Genomic DNA, 19,060 nt, shown 5'->3' on the forward strand with positions numbered 1-19,060 from the left:
AAAGTGAAACGTGAAAAAACAGGCGTAACAAAATTTTTTTAAAAAGATGAGTAAATCACAAGAAACCTATAGCAAAAAAGAAAAAGAAAAAAAGAAAGAGCTGAAACGCAAGGAGAAGAACGAGAAAAAAGAAGAGCGAAAAGCAAGTGGAAAGAAAAGCTTTGAAGACATGATTATGTATGTGGATGAATTCGGTCAGTTTTCATCAACTCCACCAGATCCAAGCAAAAGAAGAGAACTGAATCTTGATGATATTCAATTAGGAGCGCGCATTGAAGTTGCCCCTGAACCCGCCGATATTTTAAGAAAAGGAAAAATAACTTTCTATAACACTGAAAAAGGTTATGGTTTTATTAAAGATGAAAAATCTCAGGAAAGTATTTTCTTTCACGTGAACGGTCTGTTAGGTCCGGTAAAAGAAAATGATAAAGTGAACTTTGAAACCGAAATGGGTCAAAAAGGAATGGTAGCTGTTAAAGTGACCGTTATTGCTTAATTAAAATTTCATTTTTAAGCTTCGCACTAAATTAATATAATTTAAACGACAGATATTCTTATCTGTCGTTTTTTTTTGCTCGGTTCTCAAATCTACCAGGCAAATTCAATGGGTATTTAAATATCTCAGTGTCTTAAAATTATCCGCTTTGCTTTCCCTGCTAAATTTTTTACCTTTAATCTACACTCTAAAAAAAATCCACATGAAAAATTTTGACTGGACTGCTTTTTCACTCAAAATATTGGTGAAGGCACAACTGAACACTGTTTACGATGCATGGACTAAAACAACGGAAATTGAAAAATGGTTTGTAAAAAAAGCTAATTTTTTAGACAAGGAGCGAAAAGCAATTTCGAAAGAAGCAAACATTGAAGCCAGCCATTTGTACGAATGGACTTGGTATTTGTACGACATCACAGAACGGGGACGAATTCTTTTGGCTAATGGTAAAGATCATTTGCAATTTACCTTCGCAGGCGATTGTATAGTAGATGTAAAGCTTACTCAAAAAGAAGACTACGTGCTGGTAGAACTTATACAAAAAGATATTCCCTCAGATGAAGAATCAAAAAAAGAAATTCGCATTGGTTGTCACACAGGTTGGTCGTTTTACCTGGTAAATCTAAAATCTGTTTGTGAAGGCGGCCTGGATCTGAGAAATAAAAATCAACTTTATAAACCTATGGTCAACAATTAACTTTATGGAGTTTACTTTACGTCCGTGGACGATGAACGATTTACAAAGCCTTGTGAAGTATGCTAACAATCATAAGATTGCAGAGAATATGACAAACCAGTTTCCCCATCCCTATAAGGAAGAGAATGGAAAGGCATTCATCGAATTTGCCACAAAAGATTCTCCCATTCATATTTTTGCCATTGAGGTAAATGGTGAAGCGGTTGGAGGCGTGGGCATTCACCCACAAAGTGATATCCATATTAAAAATGCAGAGCTGGGATACTGGCTGGCGGAACCCTTCTGGGGCAAAGGAATAGTATCAAAAATAATCCCACAAATTGTTGACTTCGCTTTTAAGACTTACGATATTACCCGTGTTTTTGCGCGCCCTTATGGAAGAAACAGAGGGTCGCAAAAAGTTCTTGAAAAGAATGGTTTTAAACTGGAAGCCAGATTAGAAAAGACCATTTTTAAAAATGGTGAATACGAAGATGAATTAATTTACGCAATTAGAAAATAAGATGGACAAGGAGCATCACTATACATTAACAGTTGCATGGACTGGCAACAAAGGTCAGGGAACCAGCGCTTACACGGCTTACGATAGAAGCCATAGCATTAAAGCGCAAGCCAAAGTAAACATTGAAGTATCCTCTGATCCTTCTTTTCGCGGAGACAAAACAAAATACAATCCCGAAGAATTATTTCTATCCTCTTTATCGAGCTGTCACATGTTGTGGTATTTGCATCTGTGCTCTGAGGCAGGGGTTGTGGTAACAGACTATGTGGATCATCCTGAAGGAACAATGATCGAAACAAAAGATGGCGGAGGTTATTTTAATGCGGTCACTTTACATCCTGAGGTAACTGTAGCAAACCAAAGCATGGTTAAAAAAGCTGCAGACCTTCATCATGACGCGAATAAAAAATGCTTCATAGCTAACTCCTGCAATTTTCTGATAGAGCACGAAGTAAAAATTAAAGTGCAGAGGCCTTAAAGTTTTTTGACTTGATTTTCCATCACGAGATAGTATTCTGAATCGTCCTCCCTATCTAAAAGTTGCAAACCCGTAAGATGTCCGAAAGCTGGCAAAATAAGGTGAGTAGAGCTTTTATAAAAGCAGGGTAATTTTACAGATTGACGGGCTTTACCATAAAGCTGAATCCCGGGATGAATATGTCCGCAAATATTTAACTTTTTAGATTCCTTAAGAGGATGGTGCGTAAAAATAAAATCTAATTCTTCAATTTGTCTTACTTTTAAAAGGTTGGGTATGTCATATACATCTTCTCGCATGATATCATGATTTCCCTCCACCAGGACAAATTGAACCTGTGGATAGTCCAATAATATAGATTTAAACCAAAGCCATTCACTATTATAAGCACTGTGAAATAAATCGCCCAATATCAATACAGTTTCAGGTTTCCAGGTATTCAGTAAGTAATGTATGGTATCAATGTCTTTTAAATGACTTTGCGGTGGCATTGGGATTCCCTGTTTACGAAAATGCGTGGCTTTTCCCAAATGAATGTCTCCAAAAACAAGTTGCTTGTAACGCGGCCTGAAAATAGCCCGTTGTGGTAAAAGAAAAAAAGGTTCCTGTTTTAAAAAGATTTCCAAGTACATTATTCCTGCGTGACTTTCAAGATTTTGTCGATGCGGGATTGTATGTCTTCATTACTGAAGCGCTCCCGCAAAGTATCTACTAAAATAGGAAAAGAAAACGGAGTAGGGCGCTCAGGGTGCGAAACAATTATTTTTTGTGTACTTATCCGGTCGAAAGCTTCCTGCATGCGGGTGATGTCCAGCTGAAAATCAAGCACTTCATCAAAAGACTGACGTAATAATAAATTGTCTTTTTCGTAATCTTCAAAAACTTTAAAAAATAATTGCGAGGATGCTTGTAAATGGCGGATTTTTTTCTGATGTCCCGGAAAGCCTGTAAATATTAGTCCTGCGATGGTTGCAATGTCTCTGAATTTTCGCTTCGCCATTTCCGTGGCGTTCATGCTTTTAAAAGCATCGTCATGTAGGTGTTCAGGAGAAAAAAGTTCATTGTCGAGCACCGCTTCAAGATTAACTTCTTTATCACTCAGTAATTCAAATCCATAATCATTCATTCCGATCGAAAAAGTGAAAGGTTCCAAAAGTGCGATGCGATGCGCCAGTATGGCGCCCATACCTTCATGCACAAAGCGCCCCTCGAAAGGATAAACAACGAGATGATATCCATCTTTTGTTTTAAATTGCTCAATAAGCAATTCGTCTTTTCCTGGCAGGTGCGAAATTTTTGCCTGAAGGTCGAGTAGGGGACCTAATTTTTTTAATTCTTCGTAAGTACTTTTATGGTGTTTGTATTCATCCAGTTGCATGCGAATACTTTGCGAAAGCTTTGAAGATAATGGCAGACGACCACCTAACCAGGAAGGAACAATCCCATTTCCTTTTTTGCTGATCTTCACACGCGCTTCCATGTCTTTGATCATAACGAGTTCTAAATTTCTTCCGCCGAACCAAAATACATCGCCGTTTTTTAATTTCGAAAGAAAAGCTTCTTCTACCACGCCTAGTTTTTTGCCTGCCATAAATTTTACATGCAGCATACTATCGCTAACAATCGTACCTATGCTTAAACGGTGGCGCATCGCAATTGCTTTACTTACGACTTTATACAGGCCGTTCTCTATCACCACTTTGTAAAATTCATCGTAAGCTTTTAAAGAGCTACCGCCTGCGGTAATAAAATGCAGACACCAGCTAAATTCTTCAGGACTCACACTTTGAAAGCAATGCGTGCCTTTAATTTCGTGATAAAGTTGTTCCGGATAAAAACCATCGGAAACAGCGAGGGTAATCATGTATTGAATCAATACATCAAAAGAACGAACATAAGGAATGCGGTTCTCGACTAAGTTGGATTCAATAGCGTAACGCAAAGCACTTCCTTCAATAATTTCTAAAGAGTTGGTTGGGACAAAATATATTTTACTTGTAGCGCCAGGATGATGTCCGCTCCGTCCGGCCCTTTGCATAAAGCGAGCCACGCCTTTGGGAGAGCCTACCTGTATTACCGTGTCTACCGCGTGAAAGTCCACACCAAGGTCGAGACTCGATGTACAGACAACGGCTTTAAGATTTCCTTTGTGTAAATTATCTTCTACCCACTTGCGGATATTTTCGCTTAATGAACCGTGATGTAAAGCAATTTGCCCGGCTAAATGCGGCGCGGCATCCAATAATTTTTGGTACCAGATTTCTGCTTGTGATCTTACATTTACAAAAATAAGTGTGCTGTTACTTTTTTCGATAATGGGCACGATCTTCGGCAGGAGCTTAATGCCAAGGTGTCCCACCCAGGAGTATTTTTCAATGACATCCGGATAAACAGTTTCTATTTTTATTTTTTTAAGGATATCTGTTTTTATATCTACGGAGTTCAATGTGTTAGGTCCTAACAAAATTTCCTTTGCTTCCTGCAAATTTCCAATAGTTGCAGAGATGGCCCATATTTTTAGATTCGGATTCAAAACACGTAAGCGCGAAAGGGCCAGCTGAACCTGCACGCCTCTCTTGCTTCCAAGCAGTTCATGCCACTCGTCGACAATCACAAATTCAAGGCCTTTAAAAAATTCGGGATAGCCTTTCGACGCTAATAACAGTTGAATGCTCTCAGGGGTAGTAATTAAAGCTTGTGGAGATTTTTTGCGTTGCCTCGCTCTCTCTGCCGTGGTAGTGTCTCCACTGCGAAGGGCAACTTTATAATCCAGGTTCATATCAACAGAAACCTGCTGTGTAGCAAGTAATATCTCTTTTGATAAAGCCCGTAAAGGGGTAATCCACAGGCAATGTAGGCCTGTATCTTTTTTGTTTAAGGCTATGGTTCTTCCTGTTTTCCTACTGACTTTTGATTTGTGTAAAGCATAATAGTGATGCAAGATACCGAACCAGATAGCGAAGGTTTTTCCACTCCCTGTAGGGGAATTCAAAAGTCCGCTTTTTCCCTCTTCAATAGCTTTCCAGGTTTCTTTCTGAAATTTAAAAGGTTTCCAATTTTTGTATTTGAACCATTCGTTTCCTATGCTCATATATTAAACAGAATTTAATAATTGCAGAAGATCATCTTTGGTATTGATTTCTTCTTTCTTTTTATCTTTTCTCCAGCGTAAAATTCTTGGGAAGCGCAAAGCTATACCACTCTTGTGACGAGGTGAAGAATTAATGCCTTCAAATGCGATTTCAAAAACCAATTCTGCTTTTACACTTCTTACCGGACCGAATTTTTCGATGGTGTGTCTTTTCACCCAATTATCTACTTCTAATATTTCCTTGTCAGTTAAACCGCTGTATGCTTTTGCAAAGGGCACAAGTTCGCCTTTATCCCAAACTGCAAAAGTATAATCTGTAAATAAATTTGCCCTTCTTCCATGCCCCGATTGCGCATAAATTAAAACGGCATCCACTGTATAAGGATCTACTTTCCATTTCCACCATTTACCTCGTCTTCTTCCGGTTTCGTAAATACTGTCTTTATGTTTCAGCATGAGTCCTTCGCAGCCTGATAGTTTAGACTCATTTCTTAAAGTGTCGAGATTATTCCAGTCATCGCAGTCTAGTAACGGTGATAGTTTCAGGAGCTGAGACGTGTGAGTGCTTAATAGCTCTTCCAACAATGCCCTCCTTTCTTTTAAAGGTTTCATGCGGATATCTTCGCCTTTGTATTCTATCAGATCATAACACATTAAACAAAGGGGAACATCCTGCAAGGTTTTTTTTGAGACATTTTTTCTTCCGATGCGTTTTTGCATCTCATTAAAGGAAAGAATTTTGCCATCTTTAAAAGGCAATACTTCACCGTCAAGAACTGTACCGTTAGGCAAAATATTTTTCAAAGACTCAAATTCAATAAATTTTTCGGTCATCAGTTCTTCGCCGCGACTCCAGATATGAAGTTCATCATTGCGAACAATGAGCTGTCCGCGAATTCCATCATACTTGCGTTCTATTTGCCAATCATGTATGTTACCCAGCTCTTCTGGCTTCATATCTAATTGGTAGGCAAGGTAAAAAGGATAAGGTTTTGAATGATCTGATGATCCATCGTCCAGTAAAAGTTGGTTAACATCTGTGTTCTGGGGAAGCCATGTTCCCATTAACTTATGCGCAACAATTTTATCGTCGATAGAAAAAACTTTCGCCAGTGCCTTAAAAACTAATTGCTGAGAGACACCCACCCTAAAACTTCCGGTGATGAGTTTATTGAAAACAAAAAGTTCGTCTTTGGAAAACGTTTGCCAGAACGACAACAACCAGTTTTTTTTCTCTTCATCGGTCTTATTCGCTAACAGCAGGATGTCTGACATCAGAGAGTTTAAGGAGATCGTGGATTGGTAGGCTGTTGTTGGAATAAGAAGACTAATGGTTTCTGCAAGGTCACCCACTACATTGTAGGAATCTTCAAATAACCAAAAAGGGATCTCTGCTAATTCTGTGGCCCATACTTTTAGATCTGTTGTTTTTATCGGGCGTTTAGGTCTTCTGCCTGTTAACAATGCTATAGCCCAAATAGCATCTTTCGGATCTGCAAGCGAAAAATAATTTGCCATTGCAGATATTTTAGCATTGGTTTTTGTAGTTTGATCGAGTTCGCTATAAAGATCGGTGAAGCCTTTCATGCAGCGTCCTCGCTTTCTTCTTTAATGGATTCTATGGAACTGTTTTCAATGCTTTCTCCTTCAAATTGAGTCTCAAGTTCAACTGCATTTAATTTATACTGTTCTCTCAACCATTTTGCATAAATAGACCGGTACCCGTGAGTCACGTATATGTTTTCTGCACCTGTTGCAAGCACAGCTTCATTCAAACCTTGCCAATCGCAATGATCACTCATTACAAAGCCCATATCTGCATTGCGTCTTCTGCGCGCGCCGCGCAATTGCATCCATCCACTGCACATGGCAAGTTTGTAAGGTTCAAATCTTCTTAACCAGGGTGATCCCATCGCAGATGCTGTAGCTACTATAACACCGGGATTCAAATCTTCTTTTTGAAAGTCTTGCGTAAATTTTTGATACCGCGAATTATCAAAACCTAATGCTTCATTGGTATTGTAAACTGTAGAATGCAGAAGTATTGGACGGTCAGTAATCAAACCGTTTAAAATTCTCTGGGCTTTTCCTAAAGCGTAGCCAATGATAATAGAGTTTAAACCTTGCGCCGTATTTTCAGCCACCCAGGTATTCATTTGCGCGTTCACAATTTCTGCTTCTGGAAAATTATAAATGGGTAACCCAAATGTCGACTCTGTTATAAAGTGTTGACATTTTACGGGTTCAAAAGGAATGGTATATCCATCTTGCTTTACCTTGTAATCTCCTGAAACAACCCAGATCTCACCTTTGTATTCAAGTCTTACCTGCGCAGAACCAATAATATGCCCCGCGGGAAAAAGACTAATGTTTACGCCGTTAATAGTCACGCTCTCATAATAGCTCAGTGTCTCTAACGAAATAGTACCAAGCCTGTAACGCAGTATAAATTCAGAATCTTTATGAGCCAGATAATGCTTGCTTCCACTCCTCGCATGATCTGAATGGGCATGCGTAATAATAGCCTTATCTACAGGCCTCCAGGGATCTATGTAAAGATCTGCTTGTGGGCAGTAAATTCCTTTATTTGTAAACTGTAAGAGCATTTTAATAAAAACAAGTGGTTTTATATAAAGTTTAAATCCTGGTGTAAATTAACTGTATTTATCGTGCTATAACAATGCCAATTAATTACTGCTGGGTAGGCTTAAACTGCTATTAAAATTTTGTGTAAAATTTTACCCTTTTCGAGAGACTACTCTTTTATTACCTGTGTAATATGGCGGTTTTAGCAGTCTTTCAGGTGGTATGATTTTTTCTCAAACAAATTAAAATTCAAAAAATGGAAAAGATTTTATCACAAAAAAAAGTTGCAATTGTAGTTACAAACGGCTTTGAACAGTCGGAATTCGAAGAGCCCTTAAACGCTTTGAAAGAGGCTGGTGCGAAAGTTGACATTATATCTCTTAAAAAAGAAAAAGTAAAAGCCTGGAAGGATAAGAACTGGGGTGACGAATTTGCGGTAGACCTTGGTATTGAAGAAGCCGATAGTCAGAATTATGATGCGCTTGTTTTACCTGGGGGTGTAATGAATCCTGATGTTCTTCGCACAAACGAAGATGTAATAGCATTTGTAAAAGATTTTATAGAAGATGAAAAGCCTGTAGCAGCTATCTGTCATGGTCCATGGACATTAATTGAAACAGGGCTTTTAAAGGGAAGGAAAATGACTTCTTATAAATCCATAAAAACTGATTTGATAAATGCAGGTGTGAACTGGGTAGATGAAGAAGTAGTGGTTGATGATGGATTGGTTACAAGCCGCAGTCCAAAGGATCTTCCTGCCTTCTGCGCTAAAATGATCGAAGAGATTGCCGAAGGTGTACACCACTAATGATTTTATAAATAATTTTTTAGAAAAAGATTCTTTTCAAGTAAGAATCTTTTTCGTTTTTACCCGTTTCTCTCTTTTCTTAACTTGTTGTCTGCTAAATTTCTAATTACTATTTTGCGGAAACGAAACTTATGAAAATTTTTCTGAAAACGGAACGCTTAATTTTGAGAGAATTACTTGAGGAAGATGAAGCCGGCATGTTCGAGCTGGATTCTGATCCTGAAGTGCATAAATATCTTGGTAATCAGCCGCTACAGAAACCTGAGCACAGCCGGGAAATAATTCGTTTTATCCGTAAACAATATGAGGATAACGGTATTGGTCGTTGGGCAATGATCAATAAAGAAACTAATGAATTTATGGGATGGACCGGGTTAAAATTAATGAGGGACCTTACAAATTACCATATTAATTATCATGATTTAGGCTATAGATTGATAAAACGGTTTTGGGGTAAAGGATATGCAACGGAGTCGGCTAAAGCTTGTATCTCTTATGGATTTAACGAGTTAAAACTAAACGAAATTTATGCTATGGCTGATGTAAATAACAAAGGTTCAAGAAACGTTTTAGAAAAATCAGGATTAACCTACGTTGGAGATTTCGATTTCCAGGGAGATCCGCACCAGTGGTTCAAAATCTCTTTATAATAGGTAGAAACGTAATACTCACTATTAGGGAGACTCTCTTACGGTTCTGGTGTTATTTACACTTTTTAAAATCCGACTACTCTCTTGTTTACTTGCGTAAGTGGTATAAAAAAAGAGCGAAACTTAATTCGCTCTCTCATTTAAAAATACTACAAACTATAAACTATTGTCTCTAAACGGATAACAATTACCAGCCTAAGATCCAAGCAAAAATTAACGGAGCAACGATAGTAGCATCACTCTCTACAATAAATTTTGGAGTAGTGATATCCAGTTTTCCCCAAGTGATTTTTTCATTCGGTACAGCACCCGAATAAGATCCATAAGAAGTCGTTGAATCGGAAATCTGGCAGAAGTAGCTCCAAAAAGGAATGTCTGTCATTTCCATATCCTGATAGAGCATCGGTACTACACAAATAGGGAAATCACCAGCAATACCACCACCGATCTGAAAAAAGCCTACACCTTTTCCACCACTGTTTTTTGGATACCAGTCTGCTAACCAGGCCATGTATTCAATACCACTTTTCATAGTACTCGCTTTGATCTCGCCCTTGATAACATACGATGCAAAAATATTACCCATGGTACTATCTTCCCAGCCCGGAACTACGATTGGTAAATTTTTCTCAGCCGCTGCAAGCATCCAGCTGTCTTTAGGATCAATTTCGTAATACTGTTTCAATTCACCACTGTTTAAAATCTTGTACATAAACTCATGCGGAAAATAACGTTCTCCCGCCGTGTCTGCATCTTTCCAGATTTTATAAATATGTTTTTGTAAACGACGGAATGCTTCTTCTTCAGGAATACAGGTATCGGTTACACGGTTGTAATGATTTTCTAAAAGATCCCATTCGTCCTGTGGAGAAAGATCGCGATAATGCGGCACACGTTTATAATGACTGTGTGCAACAAGATTCATAATATCTTCTTCAAGATTAGCACCTGTGCAGGAAATAATATCAATTTTTCCCTGGCGAATCATCTCTGCCAAAGATTTTCCGAGTTCTGCAGTACTCATAGCGCCTGCAAGAGTAACCATCATTTTACCACCCTCGGTTAAATGTGTTTCATATCCTTTTGCTGCATCTACAAGGGCTGCTGCGTTAAAGTGTTTATAATGGTGAGCCACGAAATTTGAAATCGGTCCTTTTTTTGCTAATGCTGAATCTGACATGTTTAATTTTTTGCTGCAAAGATAAAATTTTTTAATTACTGTATTGATTACCCGGTAATCAGGGTTTGCTGGAAGGGCTGAAATTGAAAAAACAGGAACCTGTAATGTTAAATTTTTTCCAAAGATTGGCGGTATTCACGTTTCTTAAAGTAATATTTTGTGTGACGGATCACGTGTCGCGCGTCAATCCAAAGACCGAAGGAGTAGTAAAATCCTTTAAAATGAAGGTCAATATTTTTTTGCTGAATAACATGACGGTAGCCTCCTATGCAGCTTACCCCGGCCCATTTAACAGGTTTAAAAATAAACTGAAGACCCGCGCTGGCGGGTATAATATTGCCGCTGGACTTTTTTAAATAATTATCAAGATTATCGGTGGTCCGTGTGGAATAGAGACCATAGCCTATTTCAACCGGCGCATTCACCTGAAGGTAACGTTTGTTAACGAGTACGTATTGATACGAGGTTATAAAATAGTTAAGAATTAAATACTCTCTTCTTGTAATGTTATTTTCATCGGTTAACTCAATGGATTTTTGGGTCAGCCGGTTTAAGGTGTAATAACCTGCGCAAAGAATATGTTTTTCTACCAGGGTAATGCCTGCCATAAATCCGGCTAAGTTTACAGGTTCTTTACTTATGAAAGAATAGCGGTTCTCTACACGCAGGTACGGTTTCGAATACTTTGGCCGGAAAATAAAGGCGGAATCTTTTCGCAATTCTGCTGTTAAAGAATCTATTTTTTGCTGCCTCGTACCAGGAGCTATCGGGCTTTTCTGAGCAAAAGTTAATTCCGCTATAGAAACGACTAATAGTAAAGCAAGCAACACTCTCATTCTTCTTTTATCAAATTTTAGTTTGTGGGTAAGGCTAATGTAAGCATATAATTTTATTCAGGTATTTAAAGTCCTGCCAAACGCTCACAAGTGTGATACACAAGTTTAAATACGTTTTCAAAATCTTCTTCCGCGCCGTAATAGGGATCAGGAACTTCAAGAAGCTCAGAAATTTTATTTCCTTCTAAAAATAAACAGACTTTGGCTTTGTGATTTTCATTTTTTGCAAGACTCACCACGTTTTTAAAATTATTTTTATCCATTACAAAGATCTGGTCAAAGTTGTCGAAGTCTGAAACATTGAATTGCCGTGCGCGCAGAGCGGTGAGGTCTACGCCGTTTTTTTTTGCATTTGCAATGGTTCTTCTGTCGGGAGCTTCGCCTGTATGGTAGTTTGCAGTACCTGCTGAATCTACTTCCAACTGCAAATTATGTTTGTCTTTTAAATGAAGCATAATGCCTTCCGCCAAAGGCGAACGGCATATATTTCCAAGGCAAACGAATAATAGTTTTTTCATGCGCACAAATTTAAAAAAATAAAAAAAACGGATTTGGGTTAAGCCAAAATCCGTTTTTTATGCATGCAATTTCTTATAAGCCGAAACTGTAAGAGGCCCTCATGCCATTGGTGTAAAATCCTTCAATAAGTACCGGTCCCGATTTTTCAAGACGTTTTTTAACTTGTGAAGAAGATTCCATTTTTTGTTTATCTATATGCGTGATAATAAATCCTGCTTGAATACCTGTTTGAGCAAGTCTTCCCGAATTTAATTTCTGAATTCTTACACCATTCTCAATCTTCATATCGGTCAGCTCATCACCGTCTATATCCTCTAATTCAGCTCCAAGTATACTTGCCGTAGACTTAACCATCTCACTTTTTTTCACGAGGTTGGTGGTGTTATCCAACGTTTTTAAAACAACCGGAATAACGATATTCTTGTTATTACGACTGATAGCTACATTGATTTTATCACCCGGACGGTATCTGCTTATTTGTTCTTGTAATTCACTTACAGAATTTATAGAAACATCCTGAATGCTTTTAATGACGTCACCTTCAAGTACACCGGCATCTTCGGCGCTTCCTCCAAGGGTTAAACCATTTACATATACTCCGGTTAATTGTTTCAGATTTTTTTCTGCTGCAAATTTCGCGTCAATATCTTGAATGCTAACTCCAATATAAGCGCGTTGAACCGTACCAAATTCTACCATATCACTCACCACTTTTTTAACGATGTTAACAGGCACCGCAAAGGAATAACCCTGGTAAGAGCCGTTGTTAGAAGCAATTGCAGTATTGATACCAATCAGTTCTCCTTCTGTATTTACCAAAGCACCACCACTATTGCCTGGATTTACAGCTGCATCCGTTTGTATAAATGATTCAATGGGGCGTTTATTTCCGTTTAAAATATTGTTACGCCCTTTAGCGCTCACAATACCGGCAGTTACTGTGCTATTAAGGTTAAATGGATTTCCTACAGCCAGCACCCATTCTCCTACTTTAACCACATCGCTATTTCCATAGTTTAAGAAGGGAAGGTTTTTCTCTTTAATTTTTAGCAAAGCTACATCCGTACTGGCATCGGCCCCTATTACTTCCGCCTCGTAGGTGCGACGGTCGTTTAATATAACTTCGATCTTGTCAGAACCGGCGATCACGTGGTTGTTAGTAACAATGTACCCGTCCTGGCTGATAATAACCCCACTTCCGCTTCCTTGCTGAATATAGCTTTGTTGTTTTTTAGGCTGACCAAAAAATAATTCAGCGAAAGGATCATACGAAAGATTATTAACCTGCTCGCTGATTGTTTTTATATGCACAACAGAGTTTACAGACTTCTCAGCAGCCATTGTAAAGTCGCTCATGCCGCCCGAAGCACTGCTCGAATAATTTGTTAGTTTGTATACATTTGATTGCTCAGGATTTGTAACCTGACTTGTAGAATGTTCATTTTCGAATAGAAAGTGTGAACCGGTTAAAGCAACGAAGCCGCCGAAGCATGCTACAAAAATGGATGAAACTATTTTTTTCATAGGTTGTTATTTTTGTTTTTTAAATGCCACATGATATACCCACCTTAACTATATGCGTTTTGCGCTGCAGCAAAATGGCTATCTCATATCTATTTAGTGTTGGTTTTTTTTGTTTCCGATACTCTAAGCTAACTGTTCTAATCGCGACTTAGAAACTGACCTTTTATATCTTTTTAATTTTAATGTTACCTGTATAACACAAATGTAATGCGGATATTATTTTGGCAGTTTGTTTTTAACAATCCTTAACCGGCAAGGGTTTCCGGCTGTTAAAAATTCAAAACTTTCGCTTCCCAACCCATCGCTATTTTGATTAAATTTACAGTAAAATTAATGAGATTGAAAAGAAAAATACCCACCTTTATTTTTGGAGTATCAATAGGTTTGATAATTGGCGCTGCTTTTTTTGTGTTCAAATTAAACGAGGTATTTGACAGGTTAAAATCCTCTGGCCCCGGCCAGGTGACAGTAATCGAACAGTCAGTTAAAAATGAGAACGACAAGCAAGAAAAAGATAATAAAAAAAGTAAGGAACGTTTTAAAATTGATGTTTCTAAAAGTAAAAAAGTAGATTATAGCGAAGTGGATAGTTTGATTAGCAATGACGAAACCATTAATATTGCGACGGATGAATTATTGTCAGTTAAAAATGTTAAAGTCATTATCATCGGTGACAATATTTCAGGAAAGGACTCCCTGGCCTCCAAACTCGCTCATGTAAAGGATAATTATTCGGATCTCTATTTTATCGAATTCTGGAAAACACCTTTAAATACCAAAGGGTATCGCTTCTCAAAAAATAAAATAATGCTTTATGGGTTTATGGACTTTAACAATGTGTTACTCTATAAACTGGATAATTCATACTACATAAAATCTTCTGACCAGGTTTACAAACTATTTTATGGGGGCGATTTTAAACGTCTTGAGAGAGTTGTAGACACTGATCTTCTTGCAAAAATCAATTAATGGAACTCAGTTTTTATAAATACCAGGGAACCGGTAATGACTTTATCATGGTCGATAACCGGAGTAATAATATTTCTCTTAGCCACGAACAGGTTGCTTCTTTATGTCACCGTCGTTTTGGAATTGGAGCCGATGGTCTGATCTTATTGGAATCTGAACCAGGTTTTGATTTTCGTATGGTATATTACAACAGCGATGGAAACCGCAGCAGTATGTGTGGCAATGGCGGAAGATGCCTGGTTGCTTTTGCAAAGGATTTAGGACTAATTTCTGAAAATGCAAAGTTTTCTGCAACCGACGGACCGCACGAAGCAACTATCGATGCCTCAGGCATGGTTTCTTTAAAAATGCAGGATGTTAAAACTATGGAACTGGGTGAGGATTATTTTTATCTCGACACGGGTTCGCCTCATTATGTAAAGTTTGTGCTGGACGTTGAAAATTTTGACGTAGTTAACGAAGGAAAAAAAATTCGTTACAATGAGCGCTTTAAAGAAGAAGGTACAAACGTGAACTTTATCGAAAAACAAGAAGATGAATTATTTGTTCGCACTTACGAAAGAGGAGTAGAAGATGAAACTTATTCTTGTGGAACAGGTGTTACAGCAGCGGCTCTTGTAGCGGCCGTTAATGGCATCTCTAATGGTAAAAATAATTGTCTCATTAAAACCAAAGGTGGAACACTGGAAGTAACTTTCGAAAAAGTGCTCGAACAAAATTTCTATAACATCTGGCTCAAAGGTCCTGCTGTAAAAGTTTTCAGCGGTTCGATTCATATCGGTTGATTGCAGTTTTACCAGGCATTCAGATCCCTTTCCCGCCTGAACCTATGCCAGGACATTTTTTGAACTGCTCTTTAGGGTGAGTGACAAAGTTATTCTTGCCACAGGCAAAAAAATAAGCGGCAAAATAAAAACCTGCGTCCTGTTTTTTTATAGAAAGTAGGTTGTGGTAAAGAAATTGAAAATCAAACATATTTTATTTATAGCTGTCACTTTGAGAAAAATCTGTGAAATCGGTGGAATCTGTGGCAAAAGCATCCGGGAATTATTTTAACTTTATCCAATCATGTTCTTAAAAGGAAACAACATCTCTCTTAGAGCCTTAGAGCCCTCCGATGCAGACCTGCTTTACCGCTGGGAAAATAACCAGGCGCTCTGGCCGGTGAGTTACACGCAGGTACCCTTTAGCAAATTTATCTTAGATGAATTTACCAATGCCGCATACTCGGATATTTATACGAACAAACAGCTACGCCTGATGGTGGCAAAAACAACTCCGAAGGCTGATGGATCTGCCGAAACTATCGGTATTGCAGATCTTTTTGAGTTCGATCCGCAACATCACCGTACGGGTTTAGGAATTTATATAGAGGAGTCTTTTCGCAAGTCTGGTTGTGCATTAGAATCTATCGAGCTTTTGAAAGCATACTGTTTTAAAACTTTGCTTTTAAAACAAATTTTCGTTCACGTTTCCGCCTCCAATACTGCCAGCATAGGCCTGTTTGAAAAAGCGGGTTTCGAAAAGAGCGGATTGAAAAAGTGCTGGATCAAAACGGGATTGAATACGTTTGAGGATGTTTGGTTCATGCAAATCATTAACAACGGTGACTAGGATTTTTACACTGAAATATTTTCTGTACTATTTTACCTTGCTTCTTGTCATGATTAGCTGCGGTCCGGACGCCGCAATAAATCAAACGAAAGAAAAAAAGGATTCTTTACTTTATTTAAACCATTCCGATTCTGCTAAGTATGTGGGAATGATGACTTGCCGGCAATGTCACCAGCCTATCTATAACACCTTTATAGAAACCGGAATGGGAAAATCTTTTGATATAGCCACCACAAAAAAATCTTCCGGCGATTTTTCATCTGCTTCAATCTATGATAAAATTGCTGATCTGCATTACAAGGCTTATTGGGATCACGATAGTTTATTCATCAAAGAATTTCGACTTGCTGAAAAAGATACAACGCATGTAAGAACAGAGCAGGTGAATTATATAATCGGGTCGGGACAGCATACAAATTCTCACATGCAATCTGTGAACGGCTATATCAATCAAATGCCGATGACCTATTACACGCAAAAAAAACACTGGGATCTTCCACCTGGTTTTGAAAATGGTGTGAATACTCGTTTCTCAAGAAAAATAGGCCTTGAATGTATGTCTTGTCATAATGGTTATCCGGAATTTGTTTTAGGTTCTGAAAATAAATTTAAAAGCGTTCCTAACGGCATTGATTGCGAGCGTTGCCATGGCCCCGGCAGTATCCACGTGGCAGAAAGAAGCACGGGCAGCAAAATAGATACTTCCAAATACATTGATTATTCTATCGTAAATCCTGCTAAACTTTCTATTGATGCGCAGTTCGATATATGTCAGCGTTGCCATTTGCAGGGAAATGCAGTTTTAAAAGAAGATAAATCTTTTTATGATTTTAAACCCGGACAGAAATTGAGCGATTTTATTTCGGTCTTTCTTCCAAAATATAAAAATGCGGATGAAGACTTTATCATGGCTTCACACGCCGATCGTTTGAAACAAAGCGCCTGCTTTATTAAATCCTACGAAAAAGCCGGAAAACAAAATAGTTTAAAACCTTATCAGGGAGCCATGACGTGTGTTACCTGTCATAATCCCCATGTAAGCGTTCGCAATACCAATAAAAATAGTTTTAACGATGCCTGCATGAAATGTCATGCTCCCGCTTCGAGCTTGGTCGAGAAGGCTCACCGCCAACTGCCTGCTGCCAACCTGAAAAACTGTGTCTCCTGCCATATGCCATCCTCAGGGTCTACCGACATTCCACACGTTTCTGTTCACGATCATTATATTCGGAAACCCATTACAAAAAAAGAAAAAGAGAAGATCAAAACTTTTATAGGACTTTATTCTGTAAACGAAAAAAATCCGGATGCTTTAACACGAACAAAAGCTTACATCGATCAGTACAGCAAGTTTGATCAGAATCCCGTGTATCTCGATTCAGCTCTAAGTATTTTAAAAACGGTGAAAGATGCGAAGAAAAGTCTTGCTCTGCAGATTCAGATTTATTTTATAAAACAAAATTTCCCGCAGATCTTAAATCTTATAAATACCTATGGAGAAAAAAAGTGCGATTCTTTTTTTGTTACAAAATCTTTCGAAAATAAGGATGCCTGGACTGCTTACCATATCGGTGAAGCCTTTTCGAATACAGGAAATACTCCTTCGGCTGTTAAATGGTTTACAAAGGCCGTTGCCTTAGCACCCTACAATTTGGATTTTAGAAATAAATTAGGTTCGAACTTGGCCGCTTCTAACAATATGAACGGCGCTACAGAACAATTTGAATTTATCATGCAGGAAAATCCAAAGTTTGTATCCGCCTACTCAAATTTGGGTTATATAAAATTAACTCAGGGCTTTCCTGCAGAGGCTTTCCGCTTGTATACACTTGGTAAAAAATTAGACCCGGATAATGAAGCACTTTTATTAAATTTGGCGGGGTATTATATGTTTATGAAAGATAAAGTTTCTGCTAAAAAACAATTAGAAATACTCCTTAAAAAAAATCCTAAAAATCAGAGAGCCGCCATGGCCTTACAGCAACTGAACAGATTATGAGTAAGAAAAAGAAAAGCGGTTTTTTAGTTATCCTGGTTATTCTTGCTATTCTTGTTACTGCAGGAATGTACTTTTACCAGAAATTCTTTAAAGGCATTAATTTAAAGGATAAAAATTACACCTACATCTACATCGAAAGGGACGACTCTTTTGAAGATGTAGTGAACGACATAAATTCTGAGAACATTATTGAGAATGTAAAATCCTTCGAATGGTTAGCCAAAGAAATGGATCTTGAAAATAGTATTCATCCGGGAAAATACCGTATTAACAATGGGATGAACATGCGCCAGATCATTAACATGATCAAATATAATAAGCAGGAAAAAGTAAAGCTTACCTACAATTCGCAGATTCATGACCTTGAAGAATTTGTTGAATATACTGATGAAAAACTGGAGCTCTCGGGTTCAGAACTGGAAGATGTGTTAAGTGACGAAAAAAAACTACACGAATGGTTTAAACTAGATCCTGATAATAGTTTCGGACTTCTTGTACCAGGTGTGTACGAGGTTAGCTGGGCCATCACAACCGAAGAACTCTTTGATATTTTGAGAGAACGTTATTCAAAAGTATGGAACAGCAACCGAGTAACTCAGGCAAAAAAACTGGGCTTCAGGGTAGCTGAAATTATTACCATCGCTTCTATTGTGCAGAGTGAAAGTGCTATTGAAAGCGAACAGGAGAAAATTGCCGGTGTATACATTAACCGTCTCAAAAAAGATATGCGCCTGGAAGCTGATCCAACTTTAAAGTTTGCAAATAAAAATTTTGGTGCGCGAAGAGTTTATAATGTCGATAAAGAAATTAATTCGCCCTACAATACCTATCGTTACAAGGGACTGCCACCGGGGCCCATCTGTCTCGTTTCGCAACAAGCAATTGATGCGACCTTAAATTACAGCAAGCACAATTTTATTTTCTTTTGCGCGAAACCAGAATTGAATGGACTTTCAGACTTTTCAGCCACCTACGAGCAACATCGTAAATATGCCTCTGCCTATCAAAAAGCCATGAATAAAAAGGGGCTGGGGCGCTAGAAGCAAGTTTTGCGAAGCCTTGTAAAATGTGTATTTTTGGGGCTCCTGCACATCAAAAGATAAACAACTAG

At 38.2% G+C, this 19,060-nt stretch carries 19 protein-coding genes; 11 read left to right on the plus strand and 8 right to left on the minus strand.

Features of this window, described 5'->3' with window-relative positions; all coding sequences use genetic code 11:
• Positions 1-46 precede the first annotated feature (46 nt).
• From CNR22_16560 to CNR22_16575, 4 genes are all read left to right on the plus strand, one after another.
• Positions 47-496, plus strand: coding sequence for a DNA-binding protein (locus CNR22_16560; GenBank protein PBQ33319.1), 450 nt, complete (start codon positions 47-49; stop codon positions 494-496).
• Positions 497-698: 202 nt separating this feature from the next.
• Positions 699-1,193 carry a hypothetical protein gene (locus CNR22_16565; GenBank protein ID PBQ33320.1) on the plus strand — a complete coding sequence of 165 codons (495 nt, stop codon included), beginning with the start codon at positions 699-701 and terminating at the stop codon, positions 1,191-1,193.
• Between the two features lie 4 nt (positions 1,194-1,197).
• Complete coding sequence (locus CNR22_16570; protein PBQ33321.1) at positions 1,198-1,695, plus strand: GNAT family N-acetyltransferase; 498 nt, start codon at positions 1,198-1,200, stop codon at positions 1,693-1,695.
• 1 nt (position 1,696) lies between these two features.
• On the plus strand, positions 1,697-2,173 hold the full coding sequence (locus CNR22_16575; GenBank protein ID PBQ33322.1) for a peroxiredoxin: 477 nt from the start codon (positions 1,697-1,699) through the stop codon (positions 2,171-2,173).
• Here CNR22_16575 and CNR22_16580 read toward each other — a convergent pair.
• Genes CNR22_16580 through CNR22_16595 form a run of 4 tightly spaced genes read right to left on the minus strand, consistent with a single transcriptional unit; the run spans position 2,170 to position 7,870 of the window.
• Positions 2,170-2,805, minus strand: a complete 636-nt coding sequence (locus CNR22_16580; protein ID PBQ33323.1) for a phosphoesterase — start codon at positions 2,803-2,805, stop codon at positions 2,170-2,172. The genes CNR22_16575 and CNR22_16580 overlap by 4 nt on opposite strands.
• Complete coding sequence (locus tag CNR22_16585) at positions 2,805-5,264, minus strand: DNA ligase-associated DEXH box helicase (protein PBQ33324.1); 2,460 nt, start codon at positions 5,262-5,264, stop codon at positions 2,805-2,807. The genes CNR22_16580 and CNR22_16585 overlap by 1 nt, the downstream gene beginning before the upstream one ends.
• Positions 5,265-5,267: 3 nt before the next feature.
• A complete protein-coding gene (locus CNR22_16590; GenBank protein PBQ33325.1) occupies positions 5,268-6,851 on the minus strand; it encodes an ATP-dependent DNA ligase in 1,584 nt (527 codons plus the stop codon).
• Positions 6,848-7,870 carry a DNA ligase-associated DEXH box helicase gene (locus CNR22_16595; protein PBQ33326.1) on the minus strand — a complete coding sequence of 341 codons (1,023 nt, stop codon included), beginning with the start codon at positions 7,868-7,870 and terminating at the stop codon, positions 6,848-6,850. The genes CNR22_16590 and CNR22_16595 overlap by 4 nt, the downstream gene beginning before the upstream one ends.
• Before the next feature lie 236 nt (positions 7,871-8,106).
• Between CNR22_16595 and CNR22_16600 the strand changes: the two genes are divergently transcribed.
• Together CNR22_16600 and CNR22_16605 are read left to right on the plus strand one after the other, a co-directional pair.
• The gene (locus tag CNR22_16600) at positions 8,107-8,658 is read left to right on the plus strand and encodes a protease (protein PBQ33327.1); all 552 of its coding nucleotides are present in this window, start codon (positions 8,107-8,109) and stop codon (positions 8,656-8,658) included.
• 131 nt (positions 8,659-8,789) lie between these two features.
• A complete protein-coding gene (locus CNR22_16605) occupies positions 8,790-9,308 on the plus strand; it encodes a GNAT family N-acetyltransferase (protein ID PBQ33328.1) in 519 nt (172 codons plus the stop codon).
• Positions 9,309-9,495: 187 nt separating this feature from the next.
• Here CNR22_16605 and CNR22_16610 read toward each other — a convergent pair whose 3' ends face one another.
• From CNR22_16610 to CNR22_16625, 4 genes are all read right to left on the minus strand, one after another.
• Positions 9,496-10,488 (minus strand): deoxyhypusine synthase, encoded by a 993-nt coding sequence (locus tag CNR22_16610; protein ID PBQ33329.1) that lies wholly within the window; start codon positions 10,486-10,488, stop codon positions 9,496-9,498.
• A gap of 107 nt (positions 10,489-10,595) precedes the next feature.
• A complete protein-coding gene (locus tag CNR22_16615; GenBank protein ID PBQ33330.1) occupies positions 10,596-11,324 on the minus strand; it encodes a hypothetical protein in 729 nt (242 codons plus the stop codon).
• A 65-nt stretch (positions 11,325-11,389) separates the two neighbouring features.
• Positions 11,390-11,842, minus strand: a complete 453-nt coding sequence (locus CNR22_16620; GenBank protein PBQ33331.1) for a protein-tyrosine-phosphatase — start codon at positions 11,840-11,842, stop codon at positions 11,390-11,392.
• Positions 11,843-11,915: 73 nt separating this feature from the next.
• Positions 11,916-13,367 carry a deoxyribonuclease HsdR gene (locus CNR22_16625; protein PBQ33332.1) on the minus strand — a complete coding sequence of 484 codons (1,452 nt, stop codon included), beginning with the start codon at positions 13,365-13,367 and terminating at the stop codon, positions 11,916-11,918.
• A 333-nt stretch (positions 13,368-13,700) separates the two neighbouring features.
• Between CNR22_16625 and CNR22_16630 the strand changes: the two genes are divergently transcribed.
• The 5 genes from CNR22_16630 to CNR22_16650 all read left to right on the plus strand — a co-directional run bounded on the left by CNR22_16630 (position 13,701) and on the right by CNR22_16650 (position 18,989).
• Positions 13,701-14,336 carry a hypothetical protein gene (locus CNR22_16630; GenBank protein ID PBQ33333.1) on the plus strand — a complete coding sequence of 212 codons (636 nt, stop codon included), beginning with the start codon at positions 13,701-13,703 and terminating at the stop codon, positions 14,334-14,336.
• Positions 14,336-15,121, plus strand: a complete 786-nt coding sequence (locus CNR22_16635) for a diaminopimelate epimerase (GenBank protein PBQ33334.1) — start codon at positions 14,336-14,338, stop codon at positions 15,119-15,121. The genes CNR22_16630 and CNR22_16635 overlap by 1 nt, the downstream gene beginning before the upstream one ends.
• 283 nt (positions 15,122-15,404) lie before the next feature.
• Positions 15,405-15,950, plus strand: a complete 546-nt coding sequence (locus tag CNR22_16640; GenBank protein PBQ33335.1) for a GNAT family N-acetyltransferase — start codon at positions 15,405-15,407, stop codon at positions 15,948-15,950.
• Between the two features lie 49 nt (positions 15,951-15,999).
• Positions 16,000-17,949, plus strand: a complete 1,950-nt coding sequence (locus CNR22_16645) for a pilus assembly protein TadD (GenBank protein PBQ33336.1) — start codon at positions 16,000-16,002, stop codon at positions 17,947-17,949.
• Positions 17,946-18,989: a hypothetical protein gene (locus tag CNR22_16650; GenBank protein PBQ33337.1), complete on the plus strand. Its 1,044-nt coding sequence runs from the start codon at positions 17,946-17,948 to the stop codon at positions 18,987-18,989. The genes CNR22_16645 and CNR22_16650 overlap by 4 nt, the downstream gene beginning before the upstream one ends.
• Positions 18,990-19,060: the final 71 nt, after the last annotated feature.

The sequence above is a fragment of the Sphingobacteriaceae bacterium genome (assembly GCA_002319075.1).
Taxonomy (GTDB): Bacteria; Bacteroidota; Bacteroidia; order B-17B0; family Aurantibacillaceae; genus Aurantibacillus.